The 18,893-nt window shown below is 70.0% G+C and carries 22 protein-coding genes; 9 read left to right on the forward strand and 13 right to left on the reverse strand.

All coding sequences use genetic code 11. From position 1 onward, the window contains the following. A complete protein-coding gene (locus ACXIZN_RS05925) occupies positions 1-579 on the reverse strand; it encodes a hypothetical protein (RefSeq protein WP_457952971.1) in 579 nt (192 codons plus the stop codon). Positions 580-711: 132 nt separating this feature from the next. Between ACXIZN_RS05925 and ACXIZN_RS05930 the strand changes: the two genes are divergently transcribed. Beyond that, entirely contained in the window at positions 712-1,815 is a 1,104-nt protein-coding gene (locus tag ACXIZN_RS05930) for an Rv2629 family ribosome hibernation factor (protein WP_457952972.1), read from the forward strand. Between the two features lies 1 nt (position 1,816). Here ACXIZN_RS05930 and ACXIZN_RS05935 read toward each other — a convergent pair whose 3' ends face one another. Both ACXIZN_RS05935 and ACXIZN_RS05940 read right to left on the reverse strand, forming a co-directional pair. Further along, positions 1,817-2,005, reverse strand: a complete 189-nt coding sequence (locus ACXIZN_RS05935) for a hypothetical protein (protein ID WP_457952973.1) — start codon at positions 2,003-2,005, stop codon at positions 1,817-1,819. Positions 2,006-2,098: 93 nt separating this feature from the next. Beyond that, positions 2,099-2,353, reverse strand: coding sequence for a Prokaryotic metallothionein (locus tag ACXIZN_RS05940; RefSeq protein WP_457952974.1), 255 nt, complete (start codon positions 2,351-2,353; stop codon positions 2,099-2,101). Between the two features lie 118 nt (positions 2,354-2,471). Here ACXIZN_RS05940 and ACXIZN_RS05945 point away from each other — a divergent pair, with 118 nt between their 5' ends. Beyond that, entirely contained in the window at positions 2,472-2,834 is a 363-nt protein-coding gene (locus tag ACXIZN_RS05945; protein WP_457952975.1) for a DUF5313 family protein, read from the forward strand. A 5-nt stretch (positions 2,835-2,839) separates the two neighbouring features. Here the strand turns inward: ACXIZN_RS05945 and ACXIZN_RS05950 are convergent, their stop codons facing one another. Together ACXIZN_RS05950 and ACXIZN_RS05955 are read right to left on the reverse strand one after the other, a co-directional pair. Further along, the gene (locus ACXIZN_RS05950; protein WP_457952976.1) at positions 2,840-3,505 is read right to left on the reverse strand and encodes a response regulator; all 666 of its coding nucleotides are present in this window, start codon (positions 3,503-3,505) and stop codon (positions 2,840-2,842) included. After that, positions 3,502-4,608: a sensor histidine kinase gene (locus ACXIZN_RS05955; RefSeq protein WP_457952978.1), complete on the reverse strand. Its 1,107-nt coding sequence runs from the start codon at positions 4,606-4,608 to the stop codon at positions 3,502-3,504. Before ACXIZN_RS05955 ends, ACXIZN_RS05950 begins: the two co-directional genes overlap by 4 nt. Before the next feature lie 193 nt (positions 4,609-4,801). On the opposite strand from ACXIZN_RS05955, the gene ACXIZN_RS05960 reads away from it, so the two are divergent. Next, complete coding sequence (locus ACXIZN_RS05960) at positions 4,802-5,137, forward strand: DUF6223 family protein (RefSeq protein WP_457952979.1); 336 nt, start codon at positions 4,802-4,804, stop codon at positions 5,135-5,137. Between the two features lie 334 nt (positions 5,138-5,471). Here the strand turns inward: ACXIZN_RS05960 and ACXIZN_RS05965 are convergent, their stop codons facing one another. Beyond that, positions 5,472-5,696 carry a three-helix bundle dimerization domain-containing protein gene (locus ACXIZN_RS05965; RefSeq protein WP_457952980.1) on the reverse strand — a complete coding sequence of 75 codons (225 nt, stop codon included), beginning with the start codon at positions 5,694-5,696 and terminating at the stop codon, positions 5,472-5,474. 98 nt (positions 5,697-5,794) lie between these two features. Between ACXIZN_RS05965 and ACXIZN_RS05970 the strand changes: the two genes are divergently transcribed. From ACXIZN_RS05970 to chrA, 3 genes are read left to right on the forward strand one after another with little or no spacing between them, the layout of a single operon-like run. After that, entirely contained in the window at positions 5,795-6,562 is a 768-nt protein-coding gene (locus ACXIZN_RS05970) for an arsenate reductase/protein-tyrosine-phosphatase family protein (protein WP_457952981.1), read from the forward strand. Further along, positions 6,559-6,942: a VOC family protein gene (locus tag ACXIZN_RS05975; protein WP_457952982.1), complete on the forward strand. Its 384-nt coding sequence runs from the start codon at positions 6,559-6,561 to the stop codon at positions 6,940-6,942. The genes ACXIZN_RS05970 and ACXIZN_RS05975 overlap by 4 nt, the downstream gene beginning before the upstream one ends. A 26-nt stretch (positions 6,943-6,968) precedes the next feature. Beyond that, a complete protein-coding gene (gene chrA, locus ACXIZN_RS05980; protein WP_457952983.1) occupies positions 6,969-8,141 on the forward strand; it encodes a chromate efflux transporter in 1,173 nt (390 codons plus the stop codon). Here the strand turns inward: chrA and ACXIZN_RS05985 are convergent. Together ACXIZN_RS05985 and ACXIZN_RS05990 are read right to left on the reverse strand one after the other, a co-directional pair. After that, positions 8,138-8,755, reverse strand: a complete 618-nt coding sequence (locus tag ACXIZN_RS05985) for a carbonic anhydrase (protein ID WP_457952984.1) — start codon at positions 8,753-8,755, stop codon at positions 8,138-8,140. The genes chrA and ACXIZN_RS05985 overlap by 4 nt on opposite strands. Positions 8,756-8,806: 51 nt before the next feature. Then, the gene (locus ACXIZN_RS05990) at positions 8,807-9,256 is read right to left on the reverse strand and encodes a MarR family winged helix-turn-helix transcriptional regulator (RefSeq protein ID WP_457952985.1); all 450 of its coding nucleotides are present in this window, start codon (positions 9,254-9,256) and stop codon (positions 8,807-8,809) included. A 79-nt stretch (positions 9,257-9,335) separates the two neighbouring features. Between ACXIZN_RS05990 and ACXIZN_RS05995 the strand changes: the two genes are divergently transcribed. Further along, positions 9,336-9,800, forward strand: a complete 465-nt coding sequence (locus ACXIZN_RS05995; RefSeq protein ID WP_457952986.1) for a cupin domain-containing protein — start codon at positions 9,336-9,338, stop codon at positions 9,798-9,800. On the opposite strand, the gene ACXIZN_RS06000 is transcribed toward ACXIZN_RS05995, so the two are convergent. Then, positions 9,797-10,306: a hypothetical protein gene (locus ACXIZN_RS06000; protein ID WP_457952987.1), complete on the reverse strand. Its 510-nt coding sequence runs from the start codon at positions 10,304-10,306 to the stop codon at positions 9,797-9,799. The genes ACXIZN_RS05995 and ACXIZN_RS06000 overlap by 4 nt on opposite strands. A gap of 125 nt (positions 10,307-10,431) precedes the next feature. Here ACXIZN_RS06000 and ACXIZN_RS06005 point away from each other — a divergent pair, with 125 nt between their 5' ends. Further along, a complete protein-coding gene (locus ACXIZN_RS06005; RefSeq protein ID WP_457952988.1) occupies positions 10,432-12,711 on the forward strand; it encodes an ATP-binding protein in 2,280 nt (759 codons plus the stop codon). Between the two features lie 36 nt (positions 12,712-12,747). On the opposite strand, the gene ACXIZN_RS06010 is transcribed toward ACXIZN_RS06005, so the two are convergent. The 3 genes from ACXIZN_RS06010 to ACXIZN_RS06020 form a co-directional block, all read right to left on the reverse strand. Further along, on the reverse strand, positions 12,748-13,608 hold the full coding sequence (locus ACXIZN_RS06010; protein WP_457952989.1) for a dienelactone hydrolase family protein: 861 nt from the start codon (positions 13,606-13,608) through the stop codon (positions 12,748-12,750). Positions 13,609-13,947: 339 nt separating this feature from the next. Next, positions 13,948-15,138 (reverse strand): oxygenase MpaB family protein, encoded by a 1,191-nt coding sequence (locus ACXIZN_RS06015; protein ID WP_457952990.1) that lies wholly within the window; start codon positions 15,136-15,138, stop codon positions 13,948-13,950. 43 nt (positions 15,139-15,181) lie between these two features. Beyond that, positions 15,182-16,726, reverse strand: coding sequence for an AMP-binding protein (locus tag ACXIZN_RS06020; protein ID WP_457952991.1), 1,545 nt, complete (start codon positions 16,724-16,726; stop codon positions 15,182-15,184). Between the two features lie 196 nt (positions 16,727-16,922). Here ACXIZN_RS06020 and ACXIZN_RS06025 point away from each other — a divergent pair, with 196 nt between their 5' ends. Beyond that, complete coding sequence (locus ACXIZN_RS06025; RefSeq protein WP_457952992.1) at positions 16,923-18,086, forward strand: TetR/AcrR family transcriptional regulator; 1,164 nt, start codon at positions 16,923-16,925, stop codon at positions 18,084-18,086. Between the two features lie 9 nt (positions 18,087-18,095). Here ACXIZN_RS06025 and ACXIZN_RS06030 read toward each other — a convergent pair whose 3' ends face one another. Next, positions 18,096-18,857: an IclR family transcriptional regulator gene (locus ACXIZN_RS06030; protein ID WP_457952993.1), complete on the reverse strand. Its 762-nt coding sequence runs from the start codon at positions 18,855-18,857 to the stop codon at positions 18,096-18,098. Between the last annotated feature and the right edge of the window lie 36 nt (positions 18,858-18,893).

An 18,893-nucleotide genomic window follows, 5' to 3' on the forward strand; every position in this document is an offset into this window, starting at 1 on the left:
TCAGCTTTCGGCCTTGACGTACAGGCGCACGGTTCCGCCGCGATGGGTGCGGAAATAGTTCTGGAGCTGCGCGCTGCTCGCGACGCATCCGGCGCTGGTGAATTCGTTCTCCCCCGTTCTGGGCAGGACGACGGAACACTGCGCGAGATAGCTGAACTTGTCGGGCCACAGCACGAAGAACGTCGCGGTTCCGGAACCCGTGCCGCCGTTGTTGCGGAAGACGGCGCTCATCGAGCAGGCCTTGTCGTCGCACGGACCGTTCCACTGTGAGGAGCGGACCTGGAAATCGGGCCGGGCGGGCGGCGTCGTCCGGGTGGTGGGCGCCTTCTTCGTGGTCCGCGCCGGCTCGCGGGCGGGCGGCGACGCGGTGGCCCGCGGCACGCTCGTGGCCACGGCGAGCGGCCGTGAAGCCGATGTCTGGCTGGTGGGGGAGGGCGCGAGGCCCTTCAGCGGATTGAACCCGGTCAGCGTGTTGACGGCCGCCAGAATGGCGAAGACCCCGCTGATCGAGCCGATGATGACGCCCCACTTCTTGTAGTCCGGCTCGTCGTCGGTCTTCTTCGGCTCGTCCCCCGCCATCATCCCATTCTATGGGCGCACCCCTCTGGCACGGGAAGAAGAATTCGCCGTCGACGCCAGGACGTCATGATTCACCGGCCTTCTCCCGGGTACCCGAAGATCGAAAACGGAACCGACGAGACAGGAGATACCGTGCACACTTCAACGCTTCGGCAGGTCACCGTGCGCGAAGGACCGTTCGCGTCGGTCTACTTCGACAACTCGCACAACACCGAGGACGCCGCCGCGCGCCTGGACCTGCGCTGGCGGTCGCTCCGCAAGCGGCTGGCCGACGAGGGCGCCGAGGAGCGGACGCTCACCGCCCTCGACGAGGCGGTGGCCGCCGCGCCGCCTTCGGAGGGCACGGCCGGGCGCGCCCTGGTCGCGGAGGGCGGCGAGGTCGTGCTCGACGAGGAGCTCGTGGAGCCGCCGCCCCGCGAGGTCGCCCGGGTCGCGCCGCAGCCGTACCTGCTCCCGCTTCTGCGGCTCACCCCGCCTGTCGTGCCGCATGTGGTGGTGGTCGTGGACAAGACGGGCGCCGATCTGTACGCCGTCGGAGAGGACGGCGCCGAAGAGCGGACCGTCGAGGGCGAGGACCACCCGGTGCACAAGGTGCGTGGTGGTGGCTCGGCCTACTGGAACATCCAGCGTCGCGTGGAGGCCGTCGCCGAACGCAACGCCGCGGAGGTCGCGCGGGAGGCGGTCAAGCTCGCCGACTCCGTCAGCGCCTCGGTGCTGGTCCTCGCGGGCGAGGTGCAGGCGCGGGCGCTGGTGCGCGACGAACTCCCGCCGCGGGGGACCGAGAAGGTCGTCGAGCTCGAAGAAGGCGGCCGGGCGGAAGGGAGCGCGCCGGAGGCGCTCGAAGCCGAGGTGCGGCGAGTGCTGGCGGAGCACGCGGAACGCCGTCGCCAGGACGTGATCGACCGCTTCCGCGCCGGACAGGGGCGCGACGGCGGGCTGGCGGTGGACGGGCTCGCCCGGACGACGGCGGCCCTGCGGTCGGCCGCCGTCGAGACGCTGCTGATCGACGGTGAGTCGCTGGCCGACCGGCTCGTCTGGGTCGCGGGCGACCCGACGCAGGTCGCGACCACGAAGGAGGACCTCGACGTTTCGGGGGCCGCCGAGGAGGCTCTCAGGCGGTGTCGCGCGGACGAAGCGCTTCCGGCGGCCGTGCTGGCCGAAGGCGCGGATCTCGTCCCCGTCAGCGGTGAGGGCCTGGCCGAGGGCGTCGGCGCGATCCTGAGGTTCGTGATCTGACTCAGCCCGCGGCGGTGCCGTCGCGGGTGGCCTGGTCCGCGCGGTGAGGTCGGCAGAACGTGCACACGAGGGTCTGCCCGACCTCACCACCGTTGTCGGCGACGAGCCGGGCGACGTGCACCGTGGGGCGGCCACACCGCTCGCATTCGAGGGTCGTGCCGTCGCGGTCGATGACCATGCGGGTGATCATGGGGCCTCCTCCGAGGGCGGTGGCCTGCCGGGTACCCCCACCCCGTTTCGCGCTACCCCGGAGGAGCCCCATGTCACTCGAATGGGGCAGTGCTCAAGACGTGGCGACGGCGTCCCGTGCCTTCCCGCCGCCGGCCACCGCGCTTTCCCGCGCGCAGTGGGCGCAGCAGAAGAACCGGTCCTCCACCTGGACGCCGTGCCCGACCACGCGGCAACCGCAGTGGTCGCAGATCGGCGCCAGCTGGTGGATGGCGCATTCGAACGAGTCGAAAGTATGCGCCCCTCCATCGACGGTGTGGATCTCGAATGTCTTCTCGTAGTCGTTTCCGCAGACTTCGCAGGCGGCCATCGGGCATCCTCCTCGATCTCGCTCCATTGACGATGGGCTACCCGGCCCGGTTCTCCGGCAACCACGGACGCGTACATGAATCGAGGCGAAAAGGGGTAATTCCCAAGAGGTGATTCGCATGGAGCGACCGGGTCCGATCCGCTGGGTGCAGTACGTCTACGGGCGCCGGCTGCCCGAGCGATACCGGGACTGGGTCCTGCACGACGCGACGGCGCGGACGTGGCTGCTGCGTTTCGCCGCCCGGATCTGTTTCGAGGCCTTGCCGTGGCTCGTGGCCGCGTTCGTGCTCCTGGTGACGCTGACGCCGCTACCGGTGGCGCCGGTGGTGGGCGCGCTCGTGCTGAGCCTGTTCCTCGCCCTGTTCTTCACGATGACCAGCGCGGACGAACTCGCCGAGGTCCGGCTCGGCAAACACGGTTTCCCGCGCGGTACCGGCAAAGCGGTCCGGTCCGCCCGTGGCGGCTCGGGCAGCTGGCCCTGATCGGGCTAGCCCGCGTCGCCCGGGACGACCAGGCCGGATTCGTAGGCGAGCACGACGAGTTGCGCGCGGTCACGGGCGTGGAGTTTGGTCATGGCGCGATTGACGTGGGTCTTCGCGGTCAGCGGGCTGATCACCATGCGGACGGCGATCTCGTCGTTGGACAGGCCCCGGGCGACCAGGGCGACGGCTTCGCGTTCGCGGTTGGTCAGCTCCTTCAGCCCGCCACCCGTCCCGGCGCGGGGCGGCAGGGTGACGTACCGGTCGATCAGCTTGCGGGTGATCGACGGCGCGAGCAGGGCGTCACCCCGGGCGGCGACGCGGACGGCGTGCAGGAAGTCCTCGGGTTCGATGTCCTTGACCAGGAAACCCGCCGCGCCCGCGCGCAGCGCGTCGAAGACGTACTCGTCCAAGCCGTAGTTGGTCAGGATGACGACGTGCACGCCGGACAGGGCCGGATCGGCGGCGATGCGCCGGGTCGCCTCGATCCCGTCGACCACGGGCATCTGGATGTCGATGAGCGCGATGTCGGGCAGGTGCTTCCTGGCGAGCGCCACGCCGTCGCTCCCGTCGGAGGCTTCGGCGACGACCTCGATCTCGTCCTCGATGTCGAGCAGCGCGCGGAAGCCGCTGCGGAGTAGCGGCTGATCGTCGACGAGCAGGACACGGATCACGACGTTCGCTCCACGGGAAGTTCGGCCTGGACGGAGAAGCCGCCGGTGCTCCGTGGTCCGGCGTGGAGACTGCCGCCGAGGGCGGTGACCCGTTCGCGCATACCCAGCAGCCCGACACCGGGCACCGGCGTGGTGTCCGGAGTGGCCTCGCCGTCGTCGTCGACCTGGATGGCGAGAGCGCCGGGGCGGTGGTCGATCCGCACCGACGCGGCCTTGGCCGCGGCGTGCCGGGCGATGTTGGTCAGCGACTCCTGAACGATGCGGTACGCGGTGCGGTCCACCGCGGCGGGCAGGTCGTGCCGCTGCCCGCCGACGATCAGCGTCGCGTCCAGACCGGTCGACTTCGCCCGTTCCACCAGATCGGGGATCCCGTCGAGCCCGTGCGGCGGATGCGTTCCGTCGTCACGCAAGGCCTCCAGGGTCGCCCGCAGTTCCCGGGTCGCCTCGCGACCGGCTTCCCGGATCGCCAGCAAGGATTCCGGCACCGGTTCACCCCGTTTCGCCGCCAGGTGGACGGCGACTTCGGCCTGCACCTTGATGACGGAGATCTGGTGGGTGAGCGAATCGTGCAGCTCCCGAGCGATGTGCAGGCGCTCCTCGTCGGCCCGCCGCCGCGCGGTCTCCTCGCGGGTGCGTTCGGCCTCGTCGGCCCGGCGTTCGGCCTGTCGCAGCGCTTCGCCCGCCGCACCGGCGGCGATCAGCCAGGCCAGCTGGAGCGCGTCCCGGCTCTGCGCGAGCGCCTCGCTCACGGTGACGGCGTTGGCGGAGGCCAGGAGCGCAAGCGGGAGCGCGGCGATCATGAACAACGAGCCCGCGACGGCGACGATCCGGTGACCGGCCCGGACGGCGGCGTAGACCGCGACCAGATAGGCGACGACGGGAACGTCGAAACCGAGGGCCTGGTATCCCAAGGCGCACACCCCGGTCACGGCCAGCACCGTGATCGGCGCCCGCCGGTGGGCGGCGAGCACCAGGCCACCGGCGGCCAGCAGCACGTGGCCCAGCGGGTCGAGGCTCGTCGTGGAGTCCACACCGGACAGTCCCGTGACGAGCAGGACCGCCGTCACCCCGGCGGCGATCACCCAGTCCCAGACCCTGCTCATGCGTGCACCCTAGCCAGCCGCCCGCCGGAGCGACTCGTCCGCGCGGACCATCCGCGGACTACCGCGGCCGTGGTAGTCCGCGCTCTCCTGCGGCATCGGCGGTAGCCCGGATTGCCTGCGTTCACCGGACGACCCAGGCGGTCCGGGCGGACACCATCCAGGAAGACCCACTCATCGAACGAAGGAGCACCCCATGTCGGTCCATCTGCTGGCCGAGCCGATCGCCGCCGCCTCCATGACCTCAGGCCGTCTCTGGTCCTTGGTGGCCGCGCTGGCCGGCGTGATCGGGTTGATCGCCGGAGGCTTGGCCCTCGCTCGCCTGCGCTCCGGCAACGCCCGGCGCGGGGCCTTGGTGGCGCTCACGGCGGGGCTGCTCGGGATGGCGTGCGGTGGCTATGTCGTGGCCGCCGCCGAGGGTGGTCCCGGGACCGGCTACGGAATCGTCGGCGGGTTCATCGCGCTGGTGCTCGGGTTGCTCGCCACGATCGTCGGATGGCTCGCCCTGTCACGCGCCCGCCGTGTGGCCTGAAAGACCTACCGCGGTTGCGCGGAATGGCGCTTTCGCGTGACCAGTCGGACGACTCGTGTGATCAGTCGGACGACACGCGTGTTCCTGCGGACGGCACGTGGCGGAATCCGGCCGCGGTCGTGTCGTCCGTCCAGTCACGCGTGTCGTCCATGCGGGGCTCGCTCTGCCGTGTTTCTTGCTCGCAGGGGCTAGCTGGGCGCTTGTCCGGGGGTCGCGAAAGCCACTTTCGGGACATCAGACGTCCCGAAAGTGGCTTTCGCGACACCGCCTCCAGAGCGGAGCGGAACCCGGGACCGAAAGCAGCCCGGAAGCCAGTGGCTCCCGGGCAGGAACCTCAGTGATGCGCCGGATATCGGGCGCGAAGTTCGTCCGCGGCCTTGCCTTCGGTCAGTTGGAGGAGGTACGCGTCCACCGGAGCGTCGGAACTGAGCTCGGTGAAGTTCCGGTGGACGATCGCTTCGACCTCCTCGCGACCGGCGGGAAAGCGCTCGATCAGCGCGTCGATCAGTTTCTCGAGGTTTTCGTCGCTGGGCGGCAGGTGCGGCGGGTCAGCGGTCATGACAACTCCACGATCTCGGGAGACGGCACCTCACGACGATAACCGCCCCGCACGCCGAGGGCTAGGTATATCAACCTGTATTGATGTATCTTCCTCGCATGGCGACCGCCGGGATATCCGATCCGCCGCCGTTCGTGCGGCTGGCGAGTGATCCGCTGCGCTGGCGGCTGCTGCGCGAGTTGTCGCACGGCGACCGCCGGGTGCGTGAGCTGGTGGAACTGGTCGGGCAGCCGCAGAACCTGGTGTCCTATCACCTGCGCAAGCTGCGAGCGGCGGAGCTGGTCAAGGCGCGGAGAAGCAGTTTCGACGGCCGCGACACCTACTATCACCTGGACCTCGGGCGGTGTGCGGACGCGCTCGCCGAGGCGGGGGGCTCGCTGCATCCCGCTCTCGTGCCGAACCCGGCGGACGCGAAAGCCACCGGTTCCCGGCTCAAGGTGCTGTTCGTGTGCACCGGCAACAGTGGACGGTCGCCGATGGCCGAGGCGCTGCTGCGGCACCGGGCCGGACCGGCGGTCGAGGTGGCCAGTGCGGGCAGCCGTCCGAAACCGCTGCATCCGGACGCGGTGCGCGTCATGGCCGAGCGCGGCATCGTCCTCGACCATGAGCCGTCCCATGTGGACGGTCTCCGGAACAGGCGATTCCATTGGGTGATCAGCCTTTGCGACCGGGTCCGCGAGGTCTGCCCGGAGTTTCCCGGGCATCCGCGCGTCGTCCATTGGAGCCTGCCGGACCCGGCGAGGGAAATCGACGACGCGGGCGAGACCTATCCGGCGTTCCGCCGCCTCGCCGCCGAACTGGACCGCCGGATCGGGTTCATGACCGCCCAGCTGAAGAACCGGAACGACGAGGTGAAGAGGACATGACTTCGGACCTGGTGAGCGTGCGTTACCTGGTCGACGACGTCGCGGCGGCCGTCGAGTTCTATACCGGGCACCTGGATTTCAGCGTGCGCTCGAGTGTGCTGCCCGCGTTCGCGGACGTGGTGCGCGGGAATCTCCGGCTGCTGCTCAGCGGTCCGGCGAGTTCGGCGGGCCGTCCGATGCCGGACGGCACGAAACCGGCGCCCGGCGGCTGGAACCGTATCCATCTCGTCGTCGAGGACATCGACGCCGAGGTCGCGAGGCTGCGTGTGGCGGGCATCGCGTTCCGCAGTGACATCGTGACCGGGCCGGGCGGCCGTCAGATCGTGTTCGACGACCCGGCGGGCAATCCGGTCGAGCTGTTCCAGCCGGCGGCCCGGTGACATCGCACGGCGAACAGGAGCCCGCGATGCCGCCCAAGTCCATTCAGGACGCCGGCCTGGGAACAGTCCTGCGGGAATGGGGCCGGATCGGCTGCATCGGTTTCGGCGGCCCGCCGACGCATATCGCCCTGCTGCGCAAATTGTGCGTGCAGCGCCGGGGCTGGCTGTCGGATCAGGAGTTCGAGGACGCGATCGCCGCCTGCAACCTGCTGCCCGGCCCGGCGTCGACCCAGCTGGCGATCTTCACCGCGTGGCGGGTACGCGGCCGGGCGGGCGCGCTGGTCGGCGGCGCGGCGTTCATCGTGCCCGGCCTCATCGTGATCTTGGCGCTGGCCGCGCTGTTCCTCACCGGTTCGCCGCCGGCGTGGGTCCGCGGCGCCGGTGCGGGAGCGGGTGCGGCGGTCGCCGCCGTCGCGGTGCACGCGGGCGTCGGCCTGATCCCGGCGGGGTGGCGGCGCGCGGCCACCACGGGGCGTGTGCGCTGGGCGCTGTACGTCGTCGCGGGTGTCGCGTCGGCCGCCTTCCTCGGTCCGTGGCTGGTGCTCGTCCTGCTGGGCTGCGGCCTGATCGAGCTGACGGTGAACCGCGCACGCCGCGGCGAGTCGACCGCCGCCCTGTTCGCCGTCCCCGTTCAATCCTGGGCCGCCGCGGCCGCGGGCGCCGGGGTGTTCGCGTCGGTGGCGTGGGTGTCGCTCAAGGTCGGGATGCTGTCCTACGGCGGTGGTTTCGTGATCATCCCGCTCATGCAGGACGACGCGGTGAACACCTACGGCTGGATGACCGCGGGGGAGTTCCTCAACGCGGTCGCGCTCGGCCAGGTCACCCCGGGGCCGGTCGTGCAGACCGTCGCCGTCGTCGGCTACGCGGCGGCGGGGCTCGCCGGCGGCATCCTCGCCTCGCTGGTCGCCTTCGCCCCGTCGTTCCTGTTCATTCTCCTCGGTGCCAAGCATTTCGACCGGCTCCGCGGCAACCCGAACGTGCGGGCGTTCCTCGACGGCGCAGGGCCTGCCGCCGTCGGCGCCATCCTCGGCTCGGCGATCCCGCTCGCGCTCAGCCTGACCCAGGCATGGCAGTACGCCGTACTCGCCGGTGCCGGGGTCCTGCTGTTCGTGTTACGGCGCGGAGTGGTGACCACGATCCTGGTCGCGGCGGGTGCCGGAACCGTTCTCGCGCTGGCGGGAGCGCTCCTGCCGAGCTAGTTCAGCCCTCGGGTGGTGACGACACGCGCGTTGCCGTCGGCCAGGTGGTACGACAGCCCGGCGACAGCGGTCTCGCCTGCCTCGATCTTGTCGGCGAGCAGCCTGGAGCGGTCGACGAGGAGGTCGACGGTGTGGCGGATGTGCTCGTCGATGATGTCGTCGTTCTCGGTGAGCCCGGCGGCTTGGGCGGCGAGGACACTCGGGGTGACCCGCTCGATGACGTCGCGGACGAAGCTGTTGGTGCCGAGTCCGTCGGTCAGCGCCGCGCGGGTCGCGGCGACGGCGCCGCAGGAGTCGTGGCCGAGGACGACGACCAGGGGAGTCTTGAGGATGCTGACGGCGTACTCGATGCTGCCCAGCACCTCCGCACCGGCGACGTGGCCGGCGGTGCGGACGACGAACAGGTCGCCGAGCCCGCGGTCGAAGATGATCTCGGCGGCCAGTCGCGAGTCGGAACAGCCGAAGAGGACGGCGAAAGGGCTCTGTTCGGGAGCGGTTTCGGCGCGGCGTACCGCGTCCTGGTTCGGGTGTTCCGGGGTTCCGGCGACGAAACGTCGGTTACCGGAGAGCAGAAGGTCGAAGGCCTCGGAAGGGGTCGGCGGCGCGTCGCTCATGATCGGGACATTACCGGGCGCGGCCACGGCGGGCAGTACACCGGGCGCGAGTCACAATTCGAGTCGCGCGGCGACGGCGCGCATGGCGCGGCCGACGGCCTGGAGGTCTTCCGGCGCGATCACGTCCACGAAGTGGTCGCGAACGGTGCGGAGGTTGTCCGGCGCCGCGCGCAGCAAGGTCTCGTACCCCTTGTCGGTGAGCCGCGCCCGCACGCCACGGCCGTCGTCGGCGGTCGATTCCCGCTGGACCAGGCCCCGGCTTTCCATCCCGCCGACGCGGTGCGACAGCCGGCTGCGCGAGTAGTACGCCGATTTCGCGAGGTCCGCCATGCGCATCGACCGGCCGGTGGCTTCGGACAGCCGCACCAGGAGTTCGAACTCGGCCAGGGAAAGGCCGTGCTCCTCGCGCAGCCGCCGGTCGAGCAGGTCGATGAAGCGCACGGAGCCTTCGATGAACGCCCGCCAGTCGCGCTGCTGTTCCGGGTCGAGCCAGTCGGTCACGGCACACACCGTAACAGTTGACGGCTTCAACCACTTCGGGCTAGCTTTGGTTGAAGACTTCAACTAGATGGGGAACGAGATGACGAACGAAGCCTGGGTGATGCAGGAGAAGGACGCGGAGGTCATCGAGAAGCCCGCGTTGTGGTTGCTGGCCGACGGCGAGCACACGGGCGGGTTTCTCGGCGCCAACCGGTTGTCGCTCCGAGCCGGGGAACCCGGCACGAAACCGCACTACCACGAGAAATCCGCGGAGGCCTTCTACGTGCTGGAAGGAGCGCTACGCATGCTGGTGGGCGCGGAAACGGTGACGGTCGAACGAGGGGGATACGTGGTGATCCCGCCGGGGATGCGGCACGCCTTCGCCGCGCCGCCGGACCGGGGCGCCGACGTCCTCATCACGCTGGCGCCGGGCGTCGACCGGTTCGGCTATTTCCGCGTCCTGCCCGAGATCCTGCGCGGGAACGTCGCGCCGGAGGAGGTCGATCGCCTGCACGAGCGGTACGACGTCCACTTCGTCGACGCGCCGGAGTGGGACGCCGCCTAGCCGGTACGGAGCCGCCGGGTCGCCTCTTCGTCGATGCTGACCCGCCTGACCGAGCCGACGCCGCCCGATCCGGTGAGCACCATCGCGGCGAGCAGGAGGGGGAACAGCAGGGTGCGCACGACCATGGCCCAGCAGGCCGCCGCGCCGATCCGCCCGCCGTCCTTGACCCGGACGAGCCGGGTCCCGGTGAACGCGGCGCCGAGCACGCGGCCGCTGCCGAAGAACAGGCCATAGAGCACCGGGACACCGATCAGCAGGCCGAGCAGCGTCAGCAGCGCCGCGCTGTCGGGGATCACCCTGTTCCGGGTGGCGACCGCGAACACGATGAAACCGATCGCCGTGCCCAGGAGGTAGACGGCGAAGTCCACCAGCCAGGCCAGGAACTCGGCCCACCCGCCGGCCGACACGTACAGGGTCCCGTCGTCGAATCTGGCGAGTCGTTTCGCGACCTTCGGGCCGAGGGTGCGTTCGACCTGTTCCCTCGCGGCGGTGAGCTGGTCGGTCATCGAGTGCCCCCACGTGTCTCTCCGGTCCAGGGCATTATGCGGGCCGGGCTGTGGTGTGAACAGCCCACGTCGCCCCGGCAGGGCATGCTTCGATAGGCGATCGACGGTGCGGCGGGTGATGAGGCATGACGAGCGACAGTGACGTCCGGAACGTCCGGCGGCGGCCCCTGACGACTTACGTCAGCCGTGCGGACGACGAGAACGAGGTCCGGCGGCTGCTCGGCGCGGGACGTCTGGTGACCTTGACCGGTGCCGGCGGGGTGGGCAAGACCCGCCTGGCGGCCCAGGTGGCCAGTTCGCTCACCCGGGAGTTCCCCGGCGGCGTCGCCGTCGCCGGGCTGGGGGAACTGCGGGACGAACGGCTCGTCCCGCGTGCGGTCGCCGACAGCCTCGGCCTGCACGACACGGCGGGGCGCACCGACCTGGACGCCGTCGTCGCGTATCTGCGTCCCCGGCGGTCGTTGCTGCTGCTGGACAACTGTGAGCATCTCCGCGACGGCAGCGTGGAGCTGGTGACGGCGTTGCTGCGCGAATGCCGGGAGCTCGTGGTCCTCGCCACCAGCCGCTGCTCCCTGGGGCTCGCCGGTGAGCAGGTCCTGACGATCCCGCCCTTGGCCGTGCCCCACGACGGGATCAGTACTCCTGAAACGGCGCTCACCTTCGGCGCGGTCCGGCTGTTCGCGGAGCGGGCCGCCAACGTCCTGCCCGCGTTCAAGGTCACCGAAGGCAACGTCGCGAACGTCGTCCGCCTCTGCCGCGGCCTCGACGGACTGCCGCTGGCGATCGAACTGGCGGCGGCCCGGATCCGCGTCTTGTCGCCGTCGCAGATCGCCGATCGGGTCGAGCGGAACTCGGCGGTGCTGGCGAGCGGCCTCCGGATGCCCGTCGAGCGGCATCGGACGCTGCGCGCCACGATCGAGTGGAGTCACTCCCTCTGCACCGAGACCGAGCGGATCGTCTGGGCACGCTGTTCGGTGTTCGCCGGGCAGTTCGACCTGGCGGGCGTCGAGGCCGTCTGCGCCGGGGAAGACGGGCTGGACTCCTTGGCCGTACTGGACGCGGTGGACGGCCTGGTCGACAAATCGGTGCTGAGCCGGATCGACGGCACGGACAGGGTCCACTACCGGATGCTCCGGCTCCTCCGCGAATACGGCGGACGGCAGCTCGCCGTTTCCGGAGACGAGCTCGCCGTGGCGAGGAAGCACCGTGACCACTACGCCCGGCTCATCGCCCAGGCCGCCGACACCTGGTTCGGGCCGGAGCAGGACGAGGCCTTCGAGCGCCTGTCGGCCGCGCACGCCGACATCCGCGAAGCGTTGTCGTGGTCGCTGCGCACCTCCGGCGAAAGCCCGGTGGCGTTGGAGATGGCCACCGGCACGATCGAATACTGGGTGGCCCGTGGCGCGGCCTGGGAACTACGGGACTGGATCGATCGCGCGCTCGACGCGGCGCCGCCGGAAACGCCGGGGCGGGCGAGGGGCCTGGCGATCGCGGCCCTGTGCGCCGCGCTGCACGCGGATCTGCCGCGGGCCCGGCGGCGGCTGGCCGACGCCGAGGCGATCGAAGACGAAGACGCGGCTCCCTACGTCGCCCACGCGAGTGCCTTCGTGAGGATGCTGGCGATCGAGCCGGACACCATGGTCCGTGCGGCGGAGGCCGTGCGGATCTTCGGTGAGCGAGGCGACGTCCGGCGTCAGATGCACCCGATGTTCATCCAGGGGGTCGCGCTGGCCTACCGAGGCGATCTCCCGGGAGCGCGGGCGCTGCTGGGCTCGATGCGCAGGCTGTGCGAAGAAGCGGGGGAGTACCGATATCGCTCCATGGCCCTGTTCGGGCTCGGGGTCGCCGAAGTCTGTTACGGAGGAGATCTCGACGACGGTGAACGGTGCGTCCGTGCCGCGCTGGAGATCGACCTCCGCGCCTCCGACGTGCTGTCCGCGGCCTATCGGGTGGACGGCCTGGCCTGGGTGGCCGCGCGCCGCGAGGACTGGGTCCGTGCGGCGGAACTGTTCGGGACCGCCGCCACGCTTTGGGAGCGGTGCAGTGCCGAGCCCGACGTGGCCGTCACCACGACCCACCGGATGTTCCACAAGGCCACCCGGGACGCTTTGGGGGCGGCACGGTTCGACGCCGCGTTCGCCGAGGGACGGCGGCGGAACCCGCACGACGCGCTGAGCGGCCCGCCGTCCGAGCCCGTCGGCGAGCAGGCCGTGCTCGCGCCGCTGACGCCCCGCGAATCGGAGATCGCGCGGCTGGTCGCGGCCGGGCTGAGCAACCGGGAGATCGCGGCGAGGCTGGTCATCGCCCGGCGCACGGTGGAGACGCATCTGCAGCACATCTCGCACAAGCTCGGCTTCGTCAACCGGACCCAGCTGGCCGTCTGGGTCGAGCAGCGGCCGCTGTGACCTCCGGGGAGCACAGCGGCCGCGGGACGCCCGGCGTCAGTCGATCGGGCAGGTTCCCTGGTATACGGCGATCTTCGGGTCGTTCGCCGGAAGCGGGCACAGGAACTGTTCGTACCTGGTGTCCTGGTCCACGAAGCGTTTGAGCCACGAAAGGCTGTACTTCGCGATGGTCACGTTCGGGCTTGTGGGCACCATGTGGCCGGCCCCGGCCAGCAGCATGTACGCCTTGTCCAGCGACGCGGGAAGGCTTTGGTAGAACGGCCGGGAATGGGAGCCGTCCGGGGCGATGAAGTCGTTCTGGGCACTGACGACGAAGGTGGGGACCTTCAGGTCGGAGAACGTCGTGTTCGGATTCCAGCCCGTCAGCGGGATCGCCGCCTTCAGCGTGGGCGCCTTCTGGGACGCGATCAGCGCCCCGCCGCCGCCCATCGAATGCCCCATGACGGCCAGCCTGTTCGGGTCGACACGGCTCTTGGCCTGGCTCGAATCGGTGACGTAACGCAGCGCCGCGAGCAGCTGGTCGGAGCGCCTGTCCGGGGTGTCCCAGAGGCTGTTGGTCGAGAACGTGATGACGACGAAACCCTGGGACGCCAGCCGCGGGCCGTACCAGGCGATCGCCGCCTCCGACTCCAGGAAGCCCGGCGCGATCGCGATCGCGCCGAACGTACCCTGGCCGGTGGCGGTCGGGTAGTGGATCGTCCCGCCGCCGAAACCCTGCCCGGCGGGGACTTTCTCGGTGGCGGTCTGGAACGTGCCGCGATCCGCTTCGATACTGGCTTTCGTCGGCGCCGGGCCGCGGGCATAAGGACTCTCTTCGGCGGCGGCCGGTACCGCCGCCACGAGCAGTGCGGTCACCGCACTGAGAACCGCGGCGCCCCACTGTGATCCACGCTTCATTGCGCATGTCCTCTCGGAAGAACCGTCCCGAGGCCGGAACGGATTCCCAGATATAGCGGGATTCCGGGGAGACGCGCGTCGTGGAAACTACTGAGTGCCGGAAAATTGTCACGCCGAGGTGGATTCCGGTTTCGTGAATGGTGAGATCTGTTCTGGTTGCGGGGGCGGCGATGGGGAGCGTGTCGCGAAAGCCACTTTCGCGACGTCCGATGTCCCGAAAGTGGCTTTCGCGACACGCGTTCGCGGGGCCGCGTGCATCAGCCGAGCGGTCTGGCGCGTAGGCGTCGCGAAAGCCACTTTCGCATCACGTCACCTTTGCAAAGCCCCTCCGGCCACCGGTCAGGCTCCCGGCCGGTTCCCGGTCGGGATCGTGATGGGGGTGGTCGTCGGCGAGGTGCCCTTGTTGAGGAACAGCATCGCCAGCGCGCGCACCAGCTGGTCGAACATGTAGAAGCCGGCGGGCATGACGGGGATCAGTCCCTCGCGGAAGGCGATGTAGGCGGGCCACGCGGTGCGGATGAGGGCCGCGGACGCGTAGTCGCGGCGCAGTCCGAGCCAGTCGCCGATCGCGTCGCTCAGCACGTAGCGTACGAATTCGTTGAGGAATCCGCGGGTGACGCCCAGATCGATCTGCGCGGTCAGCCCGAGCAGGTCTTCGGCGAGCTCCTTCCCTTCGTGCGATGGGGAAAGGATCGGGGTGAGCACCTGCGCCGACTGTGCGTGCGCCGCGGCCCACGTCTTCGGGATGAACTCCTCCCGGACGCCGAGCAGGTGGATGGCGACCTGCCACATGTGGAGGAAGGCCTCTTCGTCGGCGGCCGACATCGGGACCTTCCACTCGCGCAGCTTCCGGTGCACGTAGGTGCCGAGGCTGTGGAAGGTGACCAGGATGTCGCCGTTGCTGATCGGGATCCGCTCGTCCGCGACGGCCTTCCAATGCGCCGACTGCGGCAGCAGATGCCGCACCGCGGCGTGCACGAGCCGGGTCTTGTTGGCGGTGACCACGAACTGGCCGTCGGGTTCGAAAGCGTTCAGGTCGCTCAGGTCGTAGCCGAAGGTGAACGTCTTGGCCGCGCGGTCCTGCATGTCGGCCCCGCCCGCGGACCAGTAGACCGATTTGGCCTCACGTGGGATGACGGTGCTCATGATGCCGCTGCCGAGCCCGTACAACATGAACAGATAGGTGTCCTTGCGCCGGTTGAAATCGGCCGCGCGGCGCAGTTTCGCGGGGTCGGCCCAGGACGGCAGCTTGTGGACGCCCTGGAGGTAGCCGGCGAGATCGGCGGGCAGGCCGCCGGGCAGCGGATCGTTGTTGTCCACCCAGGGTTTCAGCGCGGTGTTGACCGCTGGAACCTCGCCCGCCTCGAGGATCCTCGCCATGATGCGGTCGATTTCGTCGTCCCAGACCCACCACGGGTCGGCGGCCGAACCGGATCGCGTCGCACCCCAGGCCGGTGCGACGCTCGCCGCGCCGACCAGCCCCAAGGCGACACCGAGGGACAGGACGTTCCTCCTGCTGAGATCGCTCATTTACTGACCTAACTTCCTTGGTAGGCATCCGATGAGTGATTCGCTAGTGACGTACGCGTTTCTCGTCCAGGTCGCGGAGCGAACCCTTGACCACCTTCCCGCCCGCGTTGCGCGGGAGTTCGGGGACGACCACGAGATCCTTGGGCAGCTTGAAGGACGCGAGCCTGCCTTCGAGGAATTCGGCCAGTTCCGCCAAGGACGGTCCGCCGCCGGGCGGAGTGGTGACGAACGCGACCGGCACCTGGCCCCAGCGCTCGTCGGGCCTGCCGATCACGGCGACCTCCACCACCGACGGATGCGCGGAGATGGCGTTCTCCAGTTCGGCGCAGTAGATGTTCTCGCCACCGCTGATGATCATGTCCTTCTTGCGGTCGACCACCCAGATGAAGCCGTCTTCGTCCTGGGAGACCAGATCGCCGGAGTGGAACCAGCCACCGGCGAAGGCTTCCGCGGTCTCCCGAGGTTTCTTCCAGTACCCCTTGGTCACCGTCGGACCGCGATAGACGATCTCGCCGACCTCGCCCGGTGCGACGTCGTTCATGTCGTCGTCCACGACGCGGTATTGAAGGGTCGGGATCGGTTTTCCGACGGAGCCGAGTTTGCGCATCGAGTCCTCGCCGCTGAGGACGCACGTGATCGGGGAGGTCTCGGTCTGGCCGAACACGGCCACGTTGAGGGCGCCGGGGAACTTCTCGGCCATGGCGAGGAGTGTCGCCCTGGACGCGGGAGCCGCGCCCCAGCTGATGATCCGCAGTTTCAGCTCACGCTCGGCGATGTCCGGCTGAGCGCAGATCAGGTCCCATTGCTGGGGGACGTTGAACACCACCGTGGCGCCTTCGCGCTCGTAGGCGTCGAGCACCGCGCGCGGATCGAAGGCGCCCAGTGGATGGATCACGACCACGCCGCCGACCAGGAAGTTCGCCACGATCGAACCCAGGCCCGCGATGTGGAAGAAGGGCGCGGTCAGGAAGGCGACGTCGGTGTCGTCGAAGATCTTCATCGCCCGGATGCAGGTGATCGCCTGCATCTGCAGGTTGCGATGGGACAGCATCACCCCTTTCGGTCTGCCGGTGGTGCCCGAGGTGTACATGATCAGCGCGGTCGACTCTTCGCTGACGTCCGGCAGCTCCAGCGGCTCGTGCGCGGTCAGGAATTCCTCGTACGACTCCCCGAGCACGAGCACCGTCCCGATCGACGCGGCGTTCGGCGCGGCGTCGAGAAGGGGCAGCAACCGCTCGTCGACGACGATGGCGGACGGTGTGCAGTCGGCGAGGATGTGGTCGAGCTCCGCCGGCGCGAGCCGGAAGCTGAGCGGGACGGCCATGGCGCCCAGGCTGTTCGCCGCGAACACGGTTTCCACGAACCACGGGTGGTTCAAGGTCAGCGTGGCCACCCGATGGCCTTCGGCGACCCCGTGCGCGGCGAGCCCGGCGGCCAACCGCAGGGACCGCTCGGAGAGCTCCGCCCAGGTGGTCGTCTCCCCGAGGTACCGCAGGGCGGGCTTGTCCGGACGCATCATCGCGTGGGTCGCCGCGTGCGCCATCCAGTGGTGCCGGAAGGACGAGGCGGGAGCCGAAGCGGTCGACATGGCCATCCTCAGGTGTCGGAACGGGACTGGTCGCGAAGCCAGTATGCATGCCAAAGTGCCGGTTGAGAACCCATAAGTTAATCGGGAATCACATCAGGGCCCGGTCCTCGCCGGTCAGTTCCCGTGCCGGTGATCCGGTTCGTGGTTGACTTCCCCGCATGGCCCAGTTCCCGTCCGCAGCCGCTCGGCACCCGCGATGAGCGCCGACTCGACCGCGGCCGTCCGGCCCCGCAACCGCAAGCAGACGATCGTCGACGCGGCCGGCCGGATCTTCAGCGAACACGGCTACCACGCGGCGTCGATGGAGGAGATCGCCGCCGACGTCGGCATCACCGCGGCGGCCCTGTACCGGCACTTCCCGAACAAGTACGCGCTGTTCGCCGCGTGCGCGAACGTCATGGCCGACCGGCTCGTCGCCACCCTCGACGAGGTCGCGCCCGGCGCGCCGCTGGCGGAGGTCCTCGCCGCCGTCACACGGGGCACGGTCACCCATCGGGCGTCGAGCGGCCTGTACCGCTGGGAATCCCGGTATCTCGACCGCGAGGACCGGCATTCGCTCGCGCTGAAGTTCGGTCAGGTCGTGGACCGGGTGGCCGACGCGGTGCGGCGGGAGTACCCGCTCCCCGACGCGGGCCTGCGGGCCGTGGCCGCGCTCGGCGTGATCGGGTCCATCACGATGCACCGCACGTCGATCGCCCAGCGCCGGGTCGAAGAGGTGCTTTTGGAGTCGGCGCTGCGGGTGGCCGCGACCGACCCGGCGACGGGTGGCGGGAGCACGCACGCCGTCGAGCTGCCGTCCAGCCCGGAGTCGCGTACCCGGCGTTCGGAGATCATCGCGGCCGCCATCCCGCTGTTCGAACAGGACGGCTTCGCCAACGTCACGAACGGCCGGATCGCCGAGGCCGTGGGGCTGGTGCCGTCCGCGCTCTACCGGTATTTCCCCGGTAAGGCCGACATCCTCGCCGCGGCCTGTTTGCAAGCCGCGGGGATTCTGGCCCAGGCGGTGGAACAGAACCTTCGCGGTGTCGACGACCCTGGCCAAGCCCTGCTCGCACTGGCGCGGACGTATGTGGCGTACAGCTTCGAGCACACCGCGCTCACGAGCGTCGCCAACGCGGAACTGGCGGGCCTCCCGGCCGCTCTCCAGCGGCCCTTGGTCAGCGCGCAGCGCGAGCACATCGCCGTCTGGGAAAGGGAATTACGGTCGGCCAGGCCGGAACTCGGCCAGCGTCAGGCGAGGGTGCTCGTGCACGCGGGTTTCGGGGTGGTGGTCGAAGCCGGCCGGAGGTTGCGCTGGGAGGACGTCCCCGCCAACCGTGACGCGGTGAGCGCGCTGCTCGTGGGCGCGCTGGGGGTCTGACGCGAACCCTCAGGATTCGCGGTGGCCGAGGCCGGCGGAGACCTGCCGCGCCGCGCGGCCGATGACGCGGTTCAGGCCGCGCATCCGGGCGGCGGGCATGTACGGCCGGGTGGCCGAAACACTGATGGCGCCGGCGATCGCGCCGGTGGCGTCCCGGATCGGCGCCGCGACGCAGCGGATCCCCGGTTCGTTGTCCTCCAGATCCATCGCCACCCCGGATTCCGCGTACTCGCGCATCCGCGCCAGGAACGCGTCGACGTCCTCCGGCCGCACCCGGCCGGGCTCCGCCGGTGTCTCGGCCAGGTACAGCTCCCGCCACTCCGGCGCGGAGTCCAGCAGCAGCGCCATGCCGACCCCGGTGCGGGTCAACGGCATCCGGTGCCCGATGCGGGAGCGCATCTCCGCGCCCCGTGAACCCGGCAGCTTGTCCAGGTACAGCACGGAATCCCCGTCGCGGACGGCCAGGTGCACGGTGTCCCGCAACTGCTCCGCCAATTCCTCCAGCACCGGCCGGGCGACCACCGGCAGCGGACTTCCGTGCAGGGCCTGGAAACCCAGCTCGATCAAGGTCGGCCCGAGGGTGTAGCCGTCCCGTCCGCTGCGCAGGTAACCCTCGCTGACCAGCAGCTGGACCAGCCGGTGCGCGGTGCTGCGGCCCAGGCCGGTGTGGTCGACCAGGGCACGGAGGTCGGTCGCGCCGTTCGCGACCGCGCGGATCACCGCGAGGCCGCGGGCGAGGGTCTGGGTGCCGGGCGGCGCCGTGTCGGACATGACTGGATCCTACATATAGGGACGACGATCGCATTA

The sequence above is a fragment of the Amycolatopsis sp. TRM77291 genome (genome assembly GCF_054166285.1).